This window comes from Streptomyces sp. NPDC058289 (assembly GCF_042880975.1).
GTDB lineage: Bacteria > Actinomycetota > Actinomycetes > Streptomycetales > Streptomycetaceae > Streptomyces > Streptomyces stoeckheimensis.
The window spans coordinates 1-16,956 of sequence record NZ_JBHVYI010000069.1; the positions used below are offsets into that span (position 1 = coordinate 1).

The 16,956-nt window shown below is 73.4% G+C and carries 11 protein-coding genes; 5 read left to right on the plus strand and 6 right to left on the minus strand.

Annotated features, from left to right (window positions below; all coding sequences use genetic code 11):
* Nucleotides 1-254 precede the first annotated feature (254 nt).
* The 5 genes from ACFVX6_RS29130 to ACFVX6_RS29150 all read left to right on the plus strand — a co-directional run bounded on the left by ACFVX6_RS29130 (nucleotide 255) and on the right by ACFVX6_RS29150 (nucleotide 6,196).
* Nucleotides 255-1,943 (plus strand): purine-cytosine permease family protein, encoded by a 1,689-nt coding sequence (locus tag ACFVX6_RS29130; protein WP_389696415.1) that lies wholly within the window; start codon nucleotides 255-257, stop codon nucleotides 1,941-1,943.
* A 160-nt stretch (nucleotides 1,944-2,103) separates the two neighbouring features.
* A complete protein-coding gene (locus ACFVX6_RS29135; protein ID WP_254382854.1) occupies nucleotides 2,104-2,307 on the plus strand; it encodes an SPOR domain-containing protein in 204 nt (67 codons plus the stop codon).
* Nucleotides 2,308-2,348: 41 nt separating this feature from the next.
* On the plus strand, nucleotides 2,349-2,819 hold the full coding sequence (locus ACFVX6_RS29140) for a (deoxy)nucleoside triphosphate pyrophosphohydrolase (RefSeq protein ID WP_389696417.1): 471 nt from the start codon (nucleotides 2,349-2,351) through the stop codon (nucleotides 2,817-2,819).
* Nucleotides 2,820-2,984: 165 nt separating this feature from the next.
* A complete protein-coding gene (locus tag ACFVX6_RS29145) occupies nucleotides 2,985-3,413 on the plus strand; it encodes an ATP-binding protein (RefSeq protein ID WP_389696471.1) in 429 nt (142 codons plus the stop codon).
* 185 nt (nucleotides 3,414-3,598) lie between these two features.
* Nucleotides 3,599-6,196, plus strand: coding sequence for a SpoIIE family protein phosphatase (locus tag ACFVX6_RS29150; RefSeq protein WP_389696473.1), 2,598 nt, complete (start codon nucleotides 3,599-3,601; stop codon nucleotides 6,194-6,196).
* 51 nt (nucleotides 6,197-6,247) lie between these two features.
* On the opposite strand, the gene ACFVX6_RS29155 is transcribed toward ACFVX6_RS29150, so the two are convergent.
* The 6 genes from ACFVX6_RS29155 to ACFVX6_RS29180 all read right to left on the minus strand — a co-directional run bounded on the left by ACFVX6_RS29155 (nucleotide 6,248) and on the right by ACFVX6_RS29180 (nucleotide 16,926).
* Nucleotides 6,248-6,976 (minus strand): PspA/IM30 family protein, encoded by a 729-nt coding sequence (locus ACFVX6_RS29155; protein ID WP_389696419.1) that lies wholly within the window; start codon nucleotides 6,974-6,976, stop codon nucleotides 6,248-6,250.
* Nucleotides 6,977-7,023: 47 nt separating this feature from the next.
* Nucleotides 7,024-9,084, minus strand: coding sequence for a TPM domain-containing protein (locus tag ACFVX6_RS29160; protein ID WP_389696475.1), 2,061 nt, complete (start codon nucleotides 9,082-9,084; stop codon nucleotides 7,024-7,026).
* A gap of 133 nt (nucleotides 9,085-9,217) precedes the next feature.
* Nucleotides 9,218-13,333, minus strand: coding sequence for a protein kinase (locus ACFVX6_RS29165; RefSeq protein WP_389696421.1), 4,116 nt, complete (start codon nucleotides 13,331-13,333; stop codon nucleotides 9,218-9,220).
* 84 nt (nucleotides 13,334-13,417) lie between these two features.
* A complete protein-coding gene (locus ACFVX6_RS29170; protein WP_389696423.1) occupies nucleotides 13,418-14,191 on the minus strand; it encodes a succinate dehydrogenase/fumarate reductase iron-sulfur subunit in 774 nt (257 codons plus the stop codon).
* Entirely contained in the window at nucleotides 14,188-16,101 is a 1,914-nt protein-coding gene (locus ACFVX6_RS29175) for a fumarate reductase/succinate dehydrogenase flavoprotein subunit (protein ID WP_389696425.1), read from the minus strand. Before ACFVX6_RS29175 ends, ACFVX6_RS29170 begins: the two co-directional genes overlap by 4 nt.
* Nucleotides 16,102-16,926: a hypothetical protein gene (locus ACFVX6_RS29180; protein WP_389696427.1), complete on the minus strand. Its 825-nt coding sequence runs from the start codon at nucleotides 16,924-16,926 to the stop codon at nucleotides 16,102-16,104. It lies immediately after the preceding gene.
* Nucleotides 16,927-16,956 lie beyond the last annotated feature (30 nt).

Below are 16,956 nucleotides of genomic sequence, written 5' to 3' on the forward strand. Positions count from 1 at the left end.
GCGGCCGCCGGGTGCGGCCGCTGCGTCGAAGCGCCCGCGCCCGGGGCGTTCGCCGGCGCGGGGGGGGGGGGGGGGGGGGGCGGGCCCCCGCCACGGCGGCGAGCCGGAACGCATCGGCGGAGCCCGCCGCACCGGACAGCGGACAGGGGGTCAGCGGGGTGTAACCCCGCCGTGACACGGGGGCCGGGGGCGTAACCCCCGGGCAATGCCCAAGCGTGACGGGCCGTCACGGAAGCGGCCTACCTTCCGGCGGTATGACCGATACCGCCACCACCCCCGCGCCCCCGGCACAGCCGCCCCGCCGGAGCTACGCCAAGCTCGCCGCCGACGAGAGCCGCGAGGACTACTCGCTCAGATACGCGCCCCACTCCTTCCGCCGCTGGGGCCCCGGCACCGTCGCCGGCACCGCCCTCGGCGGCATCGCCTACCTCGCCGACTTCGCGATCGGCGCCTCCATCGTCTTCGCCTACGGCTTCACCAGCGGGGCCGCCGCGATCCTGGCGGCCGCCGTCGTCATCTTCCTGACCGGCATCCCCATCGCCCGCGCCTGCGCCAAGTACGGCCTGGACATGGACCTGGTCACTCGGGGCGCGGGCTTCGGGTACTTCGGCTCCACCCTCACCTCCCTCATCTACGCCTCGTTCACCTTCATCTTCTTCGCGCTCGAGGGCTCGATCATGGCCCAGGCCATGCACCAGGCCGTCGGACTGCCGGTGGAGATCGGGTACCTGCTCACCACGCTGATCGTCATACCGATCGTCTTCAAGGGCATGGGCGCCCTCGCCAAGGTGCAGGCGTGGACCCAGCCGATCTGGCTGATCGGGCTGGTCCTGCCCTTCCTCGTGCTGGCCTTCGAGGCCCCCGACTCCTGGGGCGCCTTCGCGCACTTCGGCGGGACGGAAGGAGCCGGCTCCGGCTTCTCCTGGATCGGCTTCGGCTTCGGCACCGGCATCGCGCTCTCGCTCATCGCGCAGATCGGCGAGCAGGCCGACTACCTGCGGTTCATGCCCGCCAAGACCCCGGCCAACAGCCGCCGCTGGAACCTCGCCGTGCTCGCCGCCGGTCCCGGCTGGGTGATCATCGGCGCCGCCAAGCAGCTCGGCGGGGCCTTCCTCGCCTTCGTCGCCCTGGAGGCCGTCGGCAAGACCCACGCCCTGGAGCCGATCGCCCCGCAACTGGAGGCGCTGCGCCCGTGGCTCGGCGGTCTCGCGCTGCCCGTCGCCGCCGTGTTCGTCATCGTGTCCCAAATCAAGATCAACGTCACGAACGCCTACAGCGGCTCGCTGTCCTGGTCGAACTTCTTCTCCCGGGTCACCCACCGCCACCCCGGCCGCGTCTGGTACATCTTCCTCAACCTCGGCATCGCGCTGACGCTGATGGAGCTCAACATGTTCGCGATGCTCGGCAAGTTGCTGGGCTTCTACTCCAACGTCGGCATCGCCTGGATCGTCGCCGTCGCCGCCGACCTCGTGATCAACAAGCGGCTCGGGCTCAGCCCGCCGTACATCGAGTTCAAGCGGGCCTACCTCTACTCGGTCAATCCGGCCGGCTTCGGCTCGATGGTGATCGCCTCCACCGTCTCGATCCTCGCCTTCTTCGGCCTTTTCGGGACATACGCGGAGGCCTTCTCCACCTTCATCGCGGCCGGACTCGCGCTCGTCCTCTGCCCGTTGATCGCCTGGGCGACGAAGGGGAAGTACTACCTGGCCAGGCCGAACACGGTCAACGGCCCGGACGTGGTCGTCGAGGACGTCACCGCCACGCACCTGTGCGCCGTCTGCGAGTCCGCGTACGAGCTCCCGGACATCGCCGACTGCCCCGTCGTCTCCGGCCCGATCTGCTCGCTCTGTTGTTCCCTCGATGCCACCTGCGGGGACGTCTGCCGCAAGGCGAACCCGGGCGGCGCAGTGATCCTGCCGCTGCCGACCGTGCGCGGGCGCTGAACCGGCGCGCACGGCCCGCTCGTACGCATGGCCGGATGCGTACGCCTGCGAGGTACCTCTTCGTGAAAAACCGTATCCGCTGAGTAAAGGTCGGGCGTAGGCTCGGGCATATGCGCAATGCGGTTTCCCGGGCAGGTACGTCGGCGGAGGGTGAAACGCGATGAACGACAGCGGTGCCCTGCTCCCGTGGCTGGTCATACGTGAGGACGACAACGGCAACCGCTACCGGGTGGGCCGGTACTCCACCCGGGCCGAGGCCCAGAAGGTCGCCGACAGCCTCGAAAGCAGAGGGCACAAGCAGCTCTACTGGATCGAGCGGCTAGGCCAGGACAGCACCGCCGGCCGGACCGGCACGAGGAACTGAGCAGTGCGGCGCACCCGTCGCCGCTGCCATAGGCTCCGTCCATGACTGTACGAGTGGTCGTGGGCGGAGCCCTTTGTCATGAGGGGCGCCTGCTGGCCGCCCGCCGGAGCGCGCCCCCTGAGCTCGCCGGCCGCTGGGAGCTCCCGGGCGGCAAGGCCGAGCCGGGTGAATCCGTGCCCGAGGCTCTGGTGCGCGAGCTGCGCGAGGAGCTCGGCGTGGAGACCGAGGCGCTGGAGCGGATCCCGGGGGAGTGGCCGCTGAAGCCCGGCCTCGTCCTGCACGTCTGGACGGCCCGGCTGCTCTCGGGCGATCCGCTCCCGCTGGAGGACCACGACGAGCTGCGCTGGCTCCGGCCCGAAGAGCTCGACTCGGTGGACTGGCTCGACCAGGACCGCCCGGCCGTCGCCGAGGCGGGCCGCCGGCTGAGCGCTGCCGACGGCGCGCACGGTGTTCACGGCGTGCACGGCGTCCACGGCGTTCACGGAGTTCACGGAGTTCGTGGGGGCGCGTGACGCGCACGCGCTAGGCCGTCTGCGCCACAGTGCGCCGGTCCGTGGGGGGCCGAGTGGTACGACGCCGTGAATATCGGGTATGTGGCTATTAATCCCTATCTCGTACTTGTACCCGAGGTTCCGTTCTCCCTCGAACCGGACTGGGGTCGCCAGCCGGCCCGGGAAGTGATCGGCGTGATCGACACAGACGGTGAATGCGCCGAATGGGCCTTTCCCGCCGAACCCGGTGCCGTCCGCACCGCCCGCCACGCGGTGCGCGGCACCCTTCGCGACTGGGGTCTCGACTCCGTCGGCGACGTCACCGTACTGCTGGTCAGCGAGCTGGTCACCAACTCCCTGCGGTACGCTTCCGGCCCCATCGGAGTCCGTCTCGTACGGCGCAATCCGGCCGCCGCCGAGGCGCCCTCGGGTCCGGCACTTCTCGTGGAGGTTTCGGATCCGCTTCCGGATCCACCCCGCGAACGCGTCGCCACACCCGACGACGAGGGGGGTCGCGGACTCCACCTGGTGGCCGTGTCGGCACAGCGCTGGGGGACCCGTCACGGGAAGTCGGGGAAGACCGTGTGGTTCGAATTGGCTCTTCCTGGTGAGTAACAAGGTGAGGGGCAGCCGACGATCACACGGCTTGGCTGGAAAACAACGGGATCTTTTTGTGATCGCGAAGGCCGTGTCGTAGAGCGCCGTGGTGCTGAATACTTCGGTCATGGCCGGTCCGGTTGCGGTGAGCTGGAGGGGACGGTCGCGTGAGCGAGATACCTGTACAGGCACATCAGGCCCGTGTGCCCGGGGGAGCGTCTGGGGAGACCTGGCGCGACTCCCTGTGGCACAGCAGCCCGCCTGGCTCGATATATGACTACATAAAGGTCGCTTCCTTCTCGATCGGGCCCGACGGGCTGATCGACCAGTGGAGTCTGCGCGCCGAGGAACTCTTCGGGCTGACCGCGGCCGAGGCCGTCGGCCGCGACCCCGTCGACGCCTTCATGCCCCCGGAGCTGCGCGCCGGCGCACACCGCAGGGTGGCCGAGATTCTCGACGGCAAGGAATGGACCGGCCTGATCCCCTTCCGGATCCCCGGCGGCGATGGTGCGCACGGGGTGGCCGAGATCTATGTGATGCCGACCCAGACCGAAACCGCCGAGCGGGCCGCGCTCTGCGTCGTGGTCGACGTCCGCGCGCTGCGCCGGATCGAATCCGATCTGGCCGCCTCGCAGGCGATATTCGGTCAATCTCCCTTCGGATTCCTGCTCTTCGGTACGGACCTCACCGTGCAGCGGGCCAACCGCCGCTTCGCCACCGTCTTCGGCGGTGCCGCCGAGGAACACCGCGGCCGCACCGTCCACGACTACCTGCCCGCGCACGAGGCCGACCGGATGGCCGAAGCGCTGCGCAGGGTCCTGGAGACCGGGGACTCGGTCAACGACCTCCAGATCACCGGCGCCGCCCCCGGCAGCCGGGACAACCGCCACTGGTCCATCAACCTCTACCGGGTCCACGGCGGCACCGGCCGCCCCATCGGAGTCGCCGGCATCGGCATCGACGTGACCCGCCGCCACCTCGCCGCCCGCGAAGCGGCCGGGGTCCGGCGCAACCTGGCCCTGTTGAACGAGGCCGGACACCGCATCGGCAACTCCCTCGACCTGGAGACCACCGCCCGCGAGCTGCTCGACGTCACCGTCCCGGGCTTCTGCGACCTGGCCGCCGTCGACCTCTACCAGGGGCTGCTGCTCGGCGACGACGACCGCCCCGCCCGCCCGCAGGGCCCCGGCGTGCCCAGCCTGCCCGGCCAGGGCCCGGGCCGGGCGCCCTCGGCGCCGCTGCGGCGGGTGGCCTTCTCCTCGGCCGTGTCGGACGCGCCGCTGTCCGGTCCGGGCGCGCTGGTCTCCGTAGGGGAGGTGCACCGCTACCCGGCCGGATCGCCGGGGGCGTTCGCCCTGCGCACGGCGCGGCCGCGGCTGGTGGAGGGCGGCGGGCCCGAGTCCGGGGACCTCGTCCAGTCCACGCTCGTGGTCCCGCTGGTCGCCCACGACACGGTGGTCGGACTCGCGCAGTTCTCCCGCACCAAGGGCAGCGAGCCCTTCGGCGAACGCGACCGGGCGGTCGCGGTGGAGCTCGCCGCGCGCGCCGCCGTCTGCATCGACAACGCCCGGCTCTACCGGCGCGAACACGAACGCGCGCTGATACTCCAGCGCAGCCTGCTGCCCCCCGGCGACCCGGAGGCCGCCGGACTCGACATCGCCTGCCGCTACCTGCCGGGGAACGCCGCCACCGAGGTCGGCGGCGACTGGTTCGACGTCATCGAGCTGCCGGGGCACCGCACGGCGCTCGTCGTCGGCGACGTCATGGGCCGCGGACTGCGGGCCGCCGTCGCCATGGGCGAACTGCGCACCGCGGTACGGACCCTCGCGCTGCTGGACCTGGAACCGGCGGAGGTGCTGACCGCGCTGGACGAGATCGCCCGGGGCCTCGGCGCGCCCGGCGGCTCCCAGCAGGCCTCGCGGGCCGCCCTGTCGCGGGATGCGGACCGCTCCGAGGTGTACCTCGCGACGTGCGTCTACGCCGTCTACGACCCGGTCACCCGGCGCTGCACCATCGCCAACGCCGGCCACATGCCGCCCGTACTGGTGGAACCGGTGGAGGAGGGCGGCACCCCCCGCCCCGGACTGCTGCTGGAGATCCCCACCGGAATGCCCCTGGGCGTCGGCGGGGAACCCTTCGAGGAAGTCGAAGTCGAACTCCCCGAGGGGGCCCTGCTCGCGCTCTACACCGACGGGCTGGTCGAATCCCGGACCCACCCCCTGGAGGAGGGCCTGCGCGGCCTGCGGGACGCGCTGGCCGACCCGTCCCGCCCCCTGGAGGAGGTCTGCGACCACGTCCTGAACACCCTGGACACCCGGCACGGCGAGGACGACATCGCGCTGCTGATGGCCCGGGTCCAGGGCCTTCCGGTGGACGCGGTCGGCGACTGGCAGCTCCCGCGCGAGGCCCGCTCGGTGGGCCGGGCCCGCGAGCTGGCCCGGGCGAAGCTGCCCGCGTGGGGCCTGGAGGGACTGCTCGACACCACGGAACTCCTGGTGAGCGAGCTCGTCACCAACGCCCTGCGCTACGGCGAGGGCGAGATCCGGCTGCGCCTCCTGCTGGACCGGACCCTGGTCTGCGAGGTCTGGGACGCCAACCTGGTCCAGCCCCGCCGCCGCAGGGCCCGCGACACCGACGAGGGCGGCCGCGGCCTCCAGCTGGTCGGCCTGCTCTCCGCGGGCTGGGGCACCCGCCGCACCCACCGCGGCAAGACCGTCTGGTTCGAACTCCCGCTCCCGGGCGCGGTGGCGGAATCGGTGACGGAACTGTCGGCGGAGCAACTGCTGAGCATGTACGGGTAGTGCGCCCCCGGGCCGGCCGCGGCCAGGCCCGGGGAGGTGCGGGGGAAGGCTCTAGTAGGGCTTGCTCAGGCTGCCGGACTTCAGGGCGGCCAGGCGGGCCTCGATCTCCGAGGTCTTGCCGAGGTCGTCCAGGGACTCGAACTGCGCGTCCAGGGAAGAGGCGGCCAGTTCCTGCTTGCCCAGGGCCATGGCCTCCTCGCGGCGGACCTTCTCCTCGAAGCGGGTGATGTCGCTGGTCGGGTCCATCACGTCGATGTTCTTGACCGCGTCCATCATCGTGTTCTGGGCCTGCGCGGTCTTGGCCCGCGAGACCAGCTCGTCGCGCTTCGCCGTCAGCTCCGTCAGCTTGGTCTTCATCGAGTCCAGGCCCGACTTCAGCTTGTCGACCACCTCGGTCTGGGCGGCGATCGTCGGCGCGGCCGTCTTCGCCTCCTTCTCCGACTGCATCTGGCGGCCGAGCGCGACCTTCGCGAGGTTGTCGAACTTGTCGGCGTCCGCGGCCGACCCGGACCCCCGCAGCTCGTCGGCCTTCTTGCTCGCCGCGAGGGCCTTGCCGCCCCACTCCGCGGCCGCGTCCACGTCCTCCTTGTAATCCGCCTCCAGCATCCGCAGGTTGCCGATGGTGGTGGCGACGGCCTGCTCCGCCTCGGAGATGTTGTTCGTGTAGTCGCGGATGAGCTGGTCCAGCATCTTCTGCGGGTCCTCCGCCTGGTCCAGCAGGGAGTTGATGTTGGCCTTGGCGAGCTGGGTGACGCGGCCGAGGATGCTCTGCTTGCTCATGTGCGGTGTCTCCTTGGGAGGGGGAGGGGGAGCGAAGGGAGTACGTTTCAGAAGCGGCCGCCGCCGCCCATGCGGCCGCGGGTGCCGCCGCCGCCGAAGGAGCCGGGGCCGCGTCCGCCGCCCCCGCCGAAGCCGCCGCCGAAGCCCCCGCCCCCGCCGCCGAAGCCGCCTCCGCCGCGTCCGCCGCCCAGGATCTCGCCGAGGATGATCCCGCCGAGCACCGCGCCGCCCATGCCGCCGCCCTGCTGCCGGCCGCCACCGCCGTACGGGTTCTGGTAGCCCCGTACGTCCTGTTCGGCCAGCTGCTGCGCCTGGCGCGCGAGCGAGTCCGCCTGCTGGGCCTCGGCGAGTGCGCCCGCCGGGTCCGAGCCCGCCAGGGAGGCGGACCGCTCCAGGTGGCGCTGGGCCTCCGCCAGCCGGGTACGGGCCTGGCTGCCGATCGCGCCCCGGCTGGTGGTGATGTAGTCCGTGGCCGCGCCGATCGCGCTGCGCGCCGTGAGCAGGGCCTGATCGAGCAGGGCCGCGGCCCGCTGCCGGCCCGACTCCCGCTCGCGGGCCCCGGCCAGCGCCTCGTCGAGGGCCGCGTCGGCCTCCTCCACGCGGCGCAGTGCGTCCAGCGGGTCGTACCGGCCGGCGGCCTGCTCCTGCCGTACGTCGGCCAGTACGGCCTGCGCCCGGCTGATCCGGCCGCGCAGATCGGCGGTCGAGGTGCCCTCGGCGGTGCCGGTCAGCAGTCCGCTCGCGTCGGCGAGGTCGGTGTCCGTCTCGTTGAGCGCGCCCGGCAGTTTCCCGGCCGCCTCCGCCAGCTCCTGTGCGCGCCGCTCCACCGCGTCGACCAGGGTGGCCGCCTGGTCCACGGCGCCCTCGGCCGCCCGGACGTGCACGGCGGCCTTGCCGTTCTCGCCGGTGTCGATCGCGGCGCGGGCCTCGCCGAGGCTGGTCGTCGCGAACAGCAGCCGGTCCTTGGCCTGTTCGGGGTTGGAGGCCACCGGCGCCGCCGCGGAGTCCGCGTACTGGCGGCCGAGCGCCGTGAGGGTCGCCTCCGCCGTGGTCGTACGGCCCGTCAGGGCGCGGAAGTGGGCCTCCACGGTCGCGAGGGCCTGCGGGGCGTTCTTCTCCAGGTCCCGCAGCCGGTCGAAGTCCGCGGACTCGGCGTCGAGCCGCCGGCTCGCCTCCGTACAGCGGGCCACGATCTCGTCCAGCATCCGGCGGCGGGTGGCGTCGTCCTCCGGGTACGCGTCGTCGAGCTGCTGGCGCAGCCGGAAGGCGGCCGTCAGCTCGCCCTTCCCGAACTCCACCGCCTGCGTGAAGGCCGACACCGCCTCCTCGCCGAACTGTGCGGTGGCGAAGCCGAGTTCCTCGGTGCTGGTGCGGATCGCATCGTCGGTCTCCACCAGCAGGGCCTTGGCCTTGGCATCCAGTTCCGGCAGGGGAACGGGGCCGGGCCCCTGCCCGGACCAGCCGGTGGTCTTCGAGCCGCCGCTGCCGCCGCCCGCCTGCTTGCGCTTGCGGCGGGTATACGCGTACGCCCCGAGGGCGCCGGCCGCGCCGACCGCGACCACCGGGAGGACGAAGTCCCCGGCGCCGCTCTCGCCGCCGCTCGCCGCGGCGCCTCCGGGGTCGGCCTCGCCGGGGACGATGGCCGGGACCGGCACGGGCTGTCCGCCCAGGACCGCGTCGTAGCCGTCGGCGGCGCCGATCGCGGCGCCCGCCCAGTCGTTCTGCTTGAGGGCCGGCTCGATGGCGGTCTGCGCGACCGCCGCGAGCTGCTCCTTGGTGAATCCGGAGTCGACATCGGCCGAATAGGCGTACTGCCGGGCCCCGGTCGCGATGGCCAGCAGGACGTCGTTCTGGCCGAGGCCGTTCTTCTGGGCGGTGGCGTCGGCCCAGCTCTGCGCGGACCGGTCGGAGAAGTCGCGCACGTACGTGACGAACAGCTGGACCTTCCGGTCGGCGTACAGCTTGTCCAGCGCGGCGGCGACCTGGGGCTTGCGGTCGCCCAGGGCGCCCACGCGGTCGGTGATCTGCCCCTGCTGGGACAGGGTGACGGGGTCGTCGGCCCGGGCGGCCGGAGCGGTGGCTGTCGCCCAGCCGGTGAGCCCGAGCAGCGCGGCGGCGAGGGCGAGGCCGGTCCGGACGGATATCTCGGCGGTGGTGCGGCTGTTCGTGCTGCTTCTCGGCGGAGTCACATTTGGGAGAGTATGGGCGGTTTCCCCCTCTCGCACCCGGAGCCGACACCCTCTAGGGCAGCTCGTACGCCGTGAGCTCCGGGCGGGAGAGGACGAGGTGGTCGCCGACCAGGAGGGCCTCGGCCGTGGCCGGCGGCGGGTGGTCCCAATACCGGCGCGGTCGGCCCGAGGCCGGGTCCAGGACCGCCACGTACGGGTCCGGCGAACGGCCGAGGAGACCGCGCCGACCGCCCTGGGGGACCTTGACGTACAGGCCGCCCGGACGCAGCCCCAACAGTTCGAACCCGCACCCCGCCCCGCCGCACCGGGCCGCCTGGCGCAGCCAGCGCAGCGCGCCCGTCCCCGCATCGAGGGCGTGGACCGTGTCCCAGCCCTCCCGGCCGTCCCGGCCCTCCGGCGCGTGCGAGACCGCGTACACCGTGCCGCGTTCGACGAGCGGGCCGCCCTCCGCCGGGGCGCCCGGCGCGAAGCGCCACACCTCCCGGCCGGAACCCTGCTCCAGGGCCAGCAGCGCGCCTTCGTCCAGGAGGTGGACGAGGCCGCTCCCGGCGAGCCGCGGATCGTGCAGCGTGCGCGCCGTGGGGCGGGACCGCTGGAAGGACCACACCGGCCGGCCGGTCGGCAGGTGCACCGCCCGCAGCCGCAGCTCGTCCGCGAGGACCAGGCAGTCGCCCACCGCGGCGGGGGAGCGCGTCGCCGGGTCGGGAACCGGGCGCTGCCACAGGACCTCGCCCGTCGCCGCCCGCAGCGCGGTCAGGTCCCCCGGCGCCCCGTGCACCAGCACGGGCCCGGCGCTGCGCAGCGGCCGCGGCCGCGGCGCGGGGAGGCGGGCGCCTCCGGTGCCGGACTGCGCCTCCGTGCCGGGCAGGTCCCGCCACCACCGCACCCGCCCGTCGCGCGGCTCGCGCGCCAGCAGCCGTACTCCGGGCGCGCCGTCGCGCCGGACCTCGACGTACACCGTGGCCGCGTCCGCCGTGCAGGCCACCAGGAGCGGCCCCGTCCCGGGCAGCGGGGGCGCGGCCGAGCCCACGCCCTCGTCGGAGCGGGCCGTCCAGCGGGTCGTGCCCTCCCCGGCCCGTACGCAGCCCACCTCGGCCCCCGACCGCCACACCACGTGCGCGCCGGCCGCGTACGCGGCGTCCGGCCGGGCCTCCGTGCGCCAGGCGCGGGCCCCGGGCTCGGTACGCCGCTTCGGCCCGGGCCCCGGCAGGCGCGACCCGGCGCCGGTGTCCGGTCCGCCCAGGGCCCTGATCCCCGGCGGCGGCGGGCTCCCCGCGTCGGCGGCGGCCGCCGCCAGCCAGGGCACCCGGCCCGTCCCCACGGACAGGCGGGCGCCGAGGGCCAGTTGCAGGGACCGTTGCGCCGGCTCCGGCTGGTTCCGGGCCCGGCCCGCCCACTCCCGCGCCGCCTCCGGATCCAGCGGCAGCCGGGCATCCTGCTCCCTGTATGCCCGGGCCGTGGCCAGTGACGCCAGCGCGTGGTCTGCCTTCGCGTCGGCAGCCTCCCCGGGGCGGCCGCCCAGCAGGGCGTCGGCCTGCTTCCGCAGCCGCTCCGCCCTGTCGAAACGGCCCTCCCCGGCGTGCTGCGCCGCCTCCTCGCGCAGCCAGGCCGCCCGCTCCTCCAGGAACCGCGGCAGCTCCTCCTCGGCCTGCTCCAGCGCCCGGGCCCCGCCCGCCGGGTCTCCGGACCCGGAACGGTCCCGCGCCACCTGGCACAGCGCCAGCAGCCGTCCCCCGGCGGAGCCGATGCGCTCGCTGAGCCGCAGGGCCGCCGCCACGTCGTGCGGGGCGACGGCCACCACCATGTCGTAGGTGGCGGCCCCGCGCTGCCCGGCGTCCGGGATCAGCGCCAACTGCAGCTCGGCCTCCGCGGGATCGGCCGCCGCGACGGCCGTGGCGACGCGGGCCCGCAGCCGTTTGTCCGTCCGGGCGTCCGCGAAGTGGTCCGCGGCGATCCGGGCGGCCTGCCCGGGGGCGACCACGGCCAGCTCCTCCGCCACCTCGCACAGCGGGCCCTCCCGGTCGGAGCCGAACACCGTGAACAGCGCCTGCTGCGCGTCGGTCAGCAGCCGCCGGGCCCGCGCCGGGGCACGGGTGGACGTGGCCCTGGCCAGCCGGGTCAGCAGCCGGGCCACCCGCGCCCCGTCGCCCCGGCCGCCCTCCCACGCCGCGATCTCGGCGTCGCCGAGCAGCCGCCCCGCGAGCCCCGCGTCGAACCGCGCCGCGGCGTCGGCGGCCACGGTCAGCACCTCGATGCGCGCCTCGTCCCCGGGCTCCAGCCCCCGCAGCCCGACCTCGGCCTCGAGCAGCAGCTCCCGCACAAACGCCCGCACCTCAGCAGGCACCTCCCCGACCTCCGCCCCGCCCCGCATCTCCGCCCCGCCCCGGTCGTCAGCCCCGAACCCGCCCCGGATCTCCGCCTCGCCCCGGTCGGCAGCCTCGAACTGGCCCTGGATCTCCGCCTCGCCCCGGTCGGCGGCCTCGAACTGGCCCTGGATCTCCGCCCCGCCCCGGTCGGCAGCCCCGAACCCGGCCCGGATCTCCGACCCGGCCCCGTTGGCAGCCCCGAACCCAGCCCGGACGCCTGCCTGGCCGTCGGACCTGATCCCGACCCCGGACCCGGCCCGGACCCCACCCGGGTCGCCCGCGCCGAACCCATCCCCGTCCCTGGCCCCGAGCCCATCCCCGTCCCTGGCGCCGAGCCCGTCCCCGACCCCGACCTTCGTCCCGCCCCCGCCGCCGGCCCCGTTCTCGTCCCCTGGCCCGGGCCGGACTCGGGCCCCGGCCTGGTCATCCGCGCCGTACGCGTACCCGTCTCCTGCCTTCGGCCGGCCTCCGACCCCGCCGCCGGCCCCGTTCTCGTCCCCTGGCCCGGGCCGGACTCCGGCCCCGGCCTGGTCATCCGCGCCGTACGCGTACGAGTACCCGTCCCCTGCCTTCGGCCGGCCTCCGACCCCGCCGCCGGCCCCGTTCCCGAGCTCTGGCCCGGGCCGGACCCCGACGCCAGGCTGGTCATCCGCGCCGTACTCGCCCTTGGCCCCTGCCTCCGGCCCGCCTCCGACCCCGCGGCCGGAACCGTTCCCGCCCCTGGACCCGTTCCCGGACCCCGTCCCGACCCCGGCGCCACCCCGGGCACCCGGGTCGAACCCGTCCTCGTCCCCAGCCCGAGCCCTGCCCCCAGCCCCGGGTCCTGCCTCCGGCCCGCCCCGGGCTCCGTTGGCCCCGCCCGCCCCGCTTCGGGCGTCACCCCCGGCCGGGGACCCGACCCGCGCCCCGCTCCCGTCCGGGGCCTCGCTCCCGGCCGGGGCCCCGCTCCCGTCCCGCGCCCCGCCCCCGGTCGGGGCCCCGCTCCCGCCCGGCAGGGCCCGTATCGCCGTGGCCACGGACTGCGCCGACCCGGGGCGGTCCGCCGGGTCCTTCTCCAGTAGCTGCCGCACCAGCCGCTCCACCTCCGGCGCGACCACCGCACCGGCCTCCCGCAGCGAGCGCGGCAGGTCCTCGATGTGCCGGCGCATCAAGACGTAGGGGACCTCGGCCTCCCCGAAGGGCGGCTCCCCGCTCAGCAGCGCGTACATCACGCACCCCAGCGCGTACAGATCGCACCGGGCGTCCACCCGCTCGCCCCGCCACTGCTCGGGGGCCATGTACGGCGGGCTCCCGAAGATCCGGCCGGTGACCGTCCAGCCGGCCGTGGCGTCCGAGGAGTGCGCGATGCCGAAGTCGCAGATCTTGACCCGCCCGGTGGGCATCAGGAAGAGGTTGGCCGGCTTCAAGTCCCGGTGGATCACCGAGCGTTCGTGCGCGGCGGCCAACGCCTCCGCAGCCTGGGTGACCAGCTCCAGCGCGACCGGCACCGGCAGCCCGCCCGGCACCCGGGACAGCGTGCTGCGCAGGTCCTCGCCCGCCAGCAGCTCCATCACGATGAAGAGCCGCCCCTCCTCCTGGCCCACGTCGTGCACGACGGTGATGCCGGGATGCTGGAGCCGCGCCCCGATGGTGGCCTCGCGCCGGAAGCGGGCGACCGCCTCGTCGGCCATGGCCGTCTCCAGGAGCACCTTCACCGCCACGGCCCGGTCCAGCGCCGTGTCGTGCGCCCGCCACACCTCGCCGAAGCCGCCTTTGCCGAGCCGCTGTTCGAGGCGGTACCGGCCCGCCAGCTGATCCCCCACCCGCACCGCGAAAGCCCCCTGACATGACGTCAACGACGTTGCTCAGGGGGCATTCTGTCGTGCGAAGTAAACAGCTGGGGGCGGCTATGTGCCGGAACGCCGCCGGATCTTGCTTCCCAGCCACACCAACGGGTCGTACTTGCGGTCCACGGCCCGCTCCTTCAGCGGGATCAGTGCATTGTCGGTGATCTTGATCCCCTCGGGGCAGACCTCCGTGCAGCACTTGGTGATGTTGCAGTAGCCGAGCCCGTGCTCCTCCTGCGCCGTGCGCTTGCGGTCCAGGCCCGCTTCGGCCGCCGCGTCCAGCGGGTGCATGTCCAGCTCCGCCACCCTCATCAGGAAGCGCGGACCGGCGAAGGCCCCCTTGTTCTCCTCGTGGTCACGCACCACGTGACAGGTGTCCTGGCACAGGAAGCACTCGATGCACTTCCTGAACTCCTGCGAGCGCTCCACGTCGATCTGCTGCATCCGGTACTCGCCCGGTGCCACCCCCGCGGGCGGCACGAACGCGGGCACCTCGCGCGCCTTCTGGTAGTTGAAGGACACGTCCGTCACCAGGTCGCGGACGACCGGGAAGGCCCGCAGCGGGGTCACGGTGATCGTCTCCTCGCGGGAGAAGGTCGACATCCGCGTCATGCACATCAGCCGCGGCCGCCCGTTGACCTCCGCGCTGCACGAACCGCACTTGCCCGCCTTGCAGTTCCACCGCACCGCGAGGTCGGACGCCTGGGTGGCCTGGAGCCGGTGGACGATGTCCAGGACCACCTCCCCGTCGTGCACCTCCACGGTGAAGTCGCGCAGCTCACCGCCCTCAGCGTCGCCCCGCCAGATCCGGAACGCGGCATCGTAGGTACTCACTCGTAGAGCTCCTCTTCGGCGAGGTACTTGACCAGCTCTTCCTTCTCGAAGAGCGCGAGCAGGTCGGATCGGATGGGATCGGTGCGCACCCGGGTCAGCTCGATCCGGTCCGCCGCAGGATCCGAGGGAGCGGGTTCGACGGGGCGGCACAGCAGGTTCACCGGCCGCCAGGACCGCTCCATCGCCGGGCAGTCCTCGCGGGTGTGCCCGCCCCGGCTCTCGGTGCGCTCCAGGGCCGCGCGGGCCACGCACTCGCTGACCAGCAGCATGTTGCGCAGGTCCAGGGCCAGGTGCCAGCCCGGGTTGAACTGCCGGTGTCCCTCGACCCCCGCCCGTGCCGCCCGTACGCGCAGGGCCGAGAGCTTCTCCAGGGCCTGGGCCATCTCGCCCTCGCGGCGGATGATCCCGACGAGGTCGTTCATGGCCGTCTGGAGCTCCTGGTGGAGGGTGTACGGGTTCTCCGCGCCCTCGGCGGCATGGAACGGGGCCAGCGCCTCCGCGGCCGCCGAGTCGATCTGCGCCTGGGACACCTCGGGCCGCCCGCCGACGGCCGGGGCGTCCCGCGCCGCGTACTCGGCCGCGTGCAGCCCGGCCCGGCGGCCGAAGACCAGCAGGTCGGAGAGGGAGTTCCCGCCGAGCCGGTTCGAGCCGTGCATCCCGCCCGCGACCTCACCGGCGGCGAACAGGCCTGGTACCCCGAGGGTGGCGGCCGTGTCGGACTCGACCGCGATGCCGCCCATCACGTAGTGGCAGGTCGGGCCGACCTCCATCGGCTCGGCGGTGATGTCCACGTCCGCCAGCTCCTTGAACTGGTGGTACATCGACGGGAGCCGCCGCTTGATCTTCTCGGCCGGCATCCGGGTGGACACGTCGAGGAACACCCCGCCGTGCGGGGAGCCGCGCCCGGCCTTGACCTCGGAGTTGATGGCGCGGGCCACCTCGTCGCGGGGGAGCAGCTCGGGCGGGCGCCGGTTGTGGTCCGGGTCCTCGTACCAGCGGTCGCCCTCCTCCTCGGACTGCGCGTACTTCTCCTTGAACACGTCCGGGATGTAGTCGAACATGAACCGCTTGCCCTCGCTGTTGCGCAGCACCCCGCCGTCGCCGCGCACCGACTCGGTGACGAGGATGCCCTTCACCGAGGGCGGCCAGACCATGCCGGTCGGGTGGAACTGCACGAACTCCATGTTCAGCAGCGGCGCCCCGGCGAGCAGCGCCAGCGCGTGGCCGTCACCGGTGTACTCCCACGAGTTGGACGTGGTCTTGAAGGACTTCCCGATCCCGCCCGTGGCCAGCACCACCGCGGGGGCCTCCAGGACGAAGAACCGGCCGGTCTCGCGCTCGTAGCAGAAAGTCCCCGAGACCCTCTCCCCGTCCTTCAAGATCCTGGTGACCGTGCACTCCTGGAAGACCTTGAGCCGGGCCTCGTAGTCCCCGTACTCCTTGAAGTCCTCCTGCTGGAGCTGGACGATCTTCTGCTGGAGGGTGCGGATCAGCTCCAGCCCGGTCCGGTCGCCGACGTGCGCGAGCCGCGGGTACTCGTGCCCGCCGAAGTTGCGCTGCGAGATCTTCCCGTCGGGCGTGCGGTCGAAGAGCGCGCCCCAGGTCTCCAGCTCCCAGACCCGGTCCGGGGCCTCCTTGGCGTGCAGCTCCGCCATCCGCCACTGGTTCAGGAACTTGCCGCCGCGCATCGTGTCGCGGAAGTGGACCTGCCAGTTGTCGCCCTCGTTGACGTTGCCCATGGAGGCGGCGATCCCGCCCTCCGCCATCACGGTGTGGGCCTTGCCGAAGAGGGATTTGCAGATCACGGCCGTACGGGCGCCCCGCTCGCGCGCCTCGATCGCGGCCCGCAGCCCGGCGCCGCCCGCACCGACCACGACCACGTCCCACTGCTGCCGTTCCACTTGGGTCATCTAAAAGATCCTCGGGTCGGTGAAGGCGCCGCTGGCCAGCAGGTACACGTAGAAGTCGCACAGGGCCACGCTGATCAGCGAGGCCCACGCCAGCTGCATGTGACGGGTGTTGAGACGGCTGATCCAGCCCCACAGGCGGTAGCGGACCGGGTGCTTGGAGAAGTGCTTCAGGCGGCCGCCCATGATGTGCCGGCAGGAGTGGCAGGACAGCGTGTACGCCCAGATCAGCCCGATGTTCACGAGGAACAGAAGGGTGCCGAGGCCCATGTGGCCCCACGCGTAGTGCTCGTCGCGGAAGGTCAGCACGGTGTCGTAGGTGAGGATGCCCGCGACCGGCAGCGCCGCGTAGAAGAAGTACCGGTGCATGTTCTGGAAGATCAGCGGGAAGCGGGTCTCACCGCTGTACGAGGCGTGCGGCTCGGCGACGGCGCAGGCGGGCGGCGAGGCCCAGAAGCCCCGGTAGTAGGCCTTGCGGTAGTAGTAACAGGTCAGCCGGAAGCCGAGCGGGAAGACCAGGATCAGCAGCGCGGGGGACAGGCCCCACCAGCTGCCGAAGAGGTCGAGGTTCGGGCCGCCGCGCATGTCGGCGCAGTTCTCCGCGAGGCACGGGGAGTAGAACGGGGAGACGTACGGCGCCGCGTAGTAGTCGGCGTTGGCGAAGGCCCGCCAGCTCGAGTAGACGATGAAGGCGAGCAGCCCGGCCGCGGTGCCGGCGGGGGAGAGCCACCACCGGTCGGTCCGCAGGTGCCGGGCCGCGATCGCGGCCCGCGAGGCGTCGTGGACGCCGCCGGGCCGCTGTGGGGATGGTTGGGTGCCTGTGGCCAAGAGGGACTCCGAGTGGAGTGATGAGGGGTG

Excerpts from the sequence above, each read along its gene's own strand:
- ACFVX6_RS29130 (WP_389696415.1), top strand. The coding sequence starts at position 255 with ATGACCGATACCGCCACCACCCCCGCGCCCCCGGCACAGCCGCCCCGC.
- ACFVX6_RS29135 (WP_254382854.1), top strand. The coding sequence starts at position 2,104 with ATGAACGACAGCGGTGCCCTGCTCCCGTGGCTGGTCATACGTGAGGAC.
- ACFVX6_RS29140 (WP_389696417.1), top strand. The coding sequence starts at position 2,349 with ATGACTGTACGAGTGGTCGTGGGCGGAGCCCTTTGTCATGAGGGGCGC.
- ACFVX6_RS29155 (WP_389696419.1), bottom strand. The coding sequence starts at position 6,976 with ATGAGCAAGCAGAGCATCCTCGGCCGCGTCACCCAGCTCGCCAAGGCC.
- ACFVX6_RS29175 (WP_389696425.1), bottom strand. The coding sequence starts at position 16,101 with ATGACCCAAGTGGAACGGCAGCAGTGGGACGTGGTCGTGGTCGGTGCG.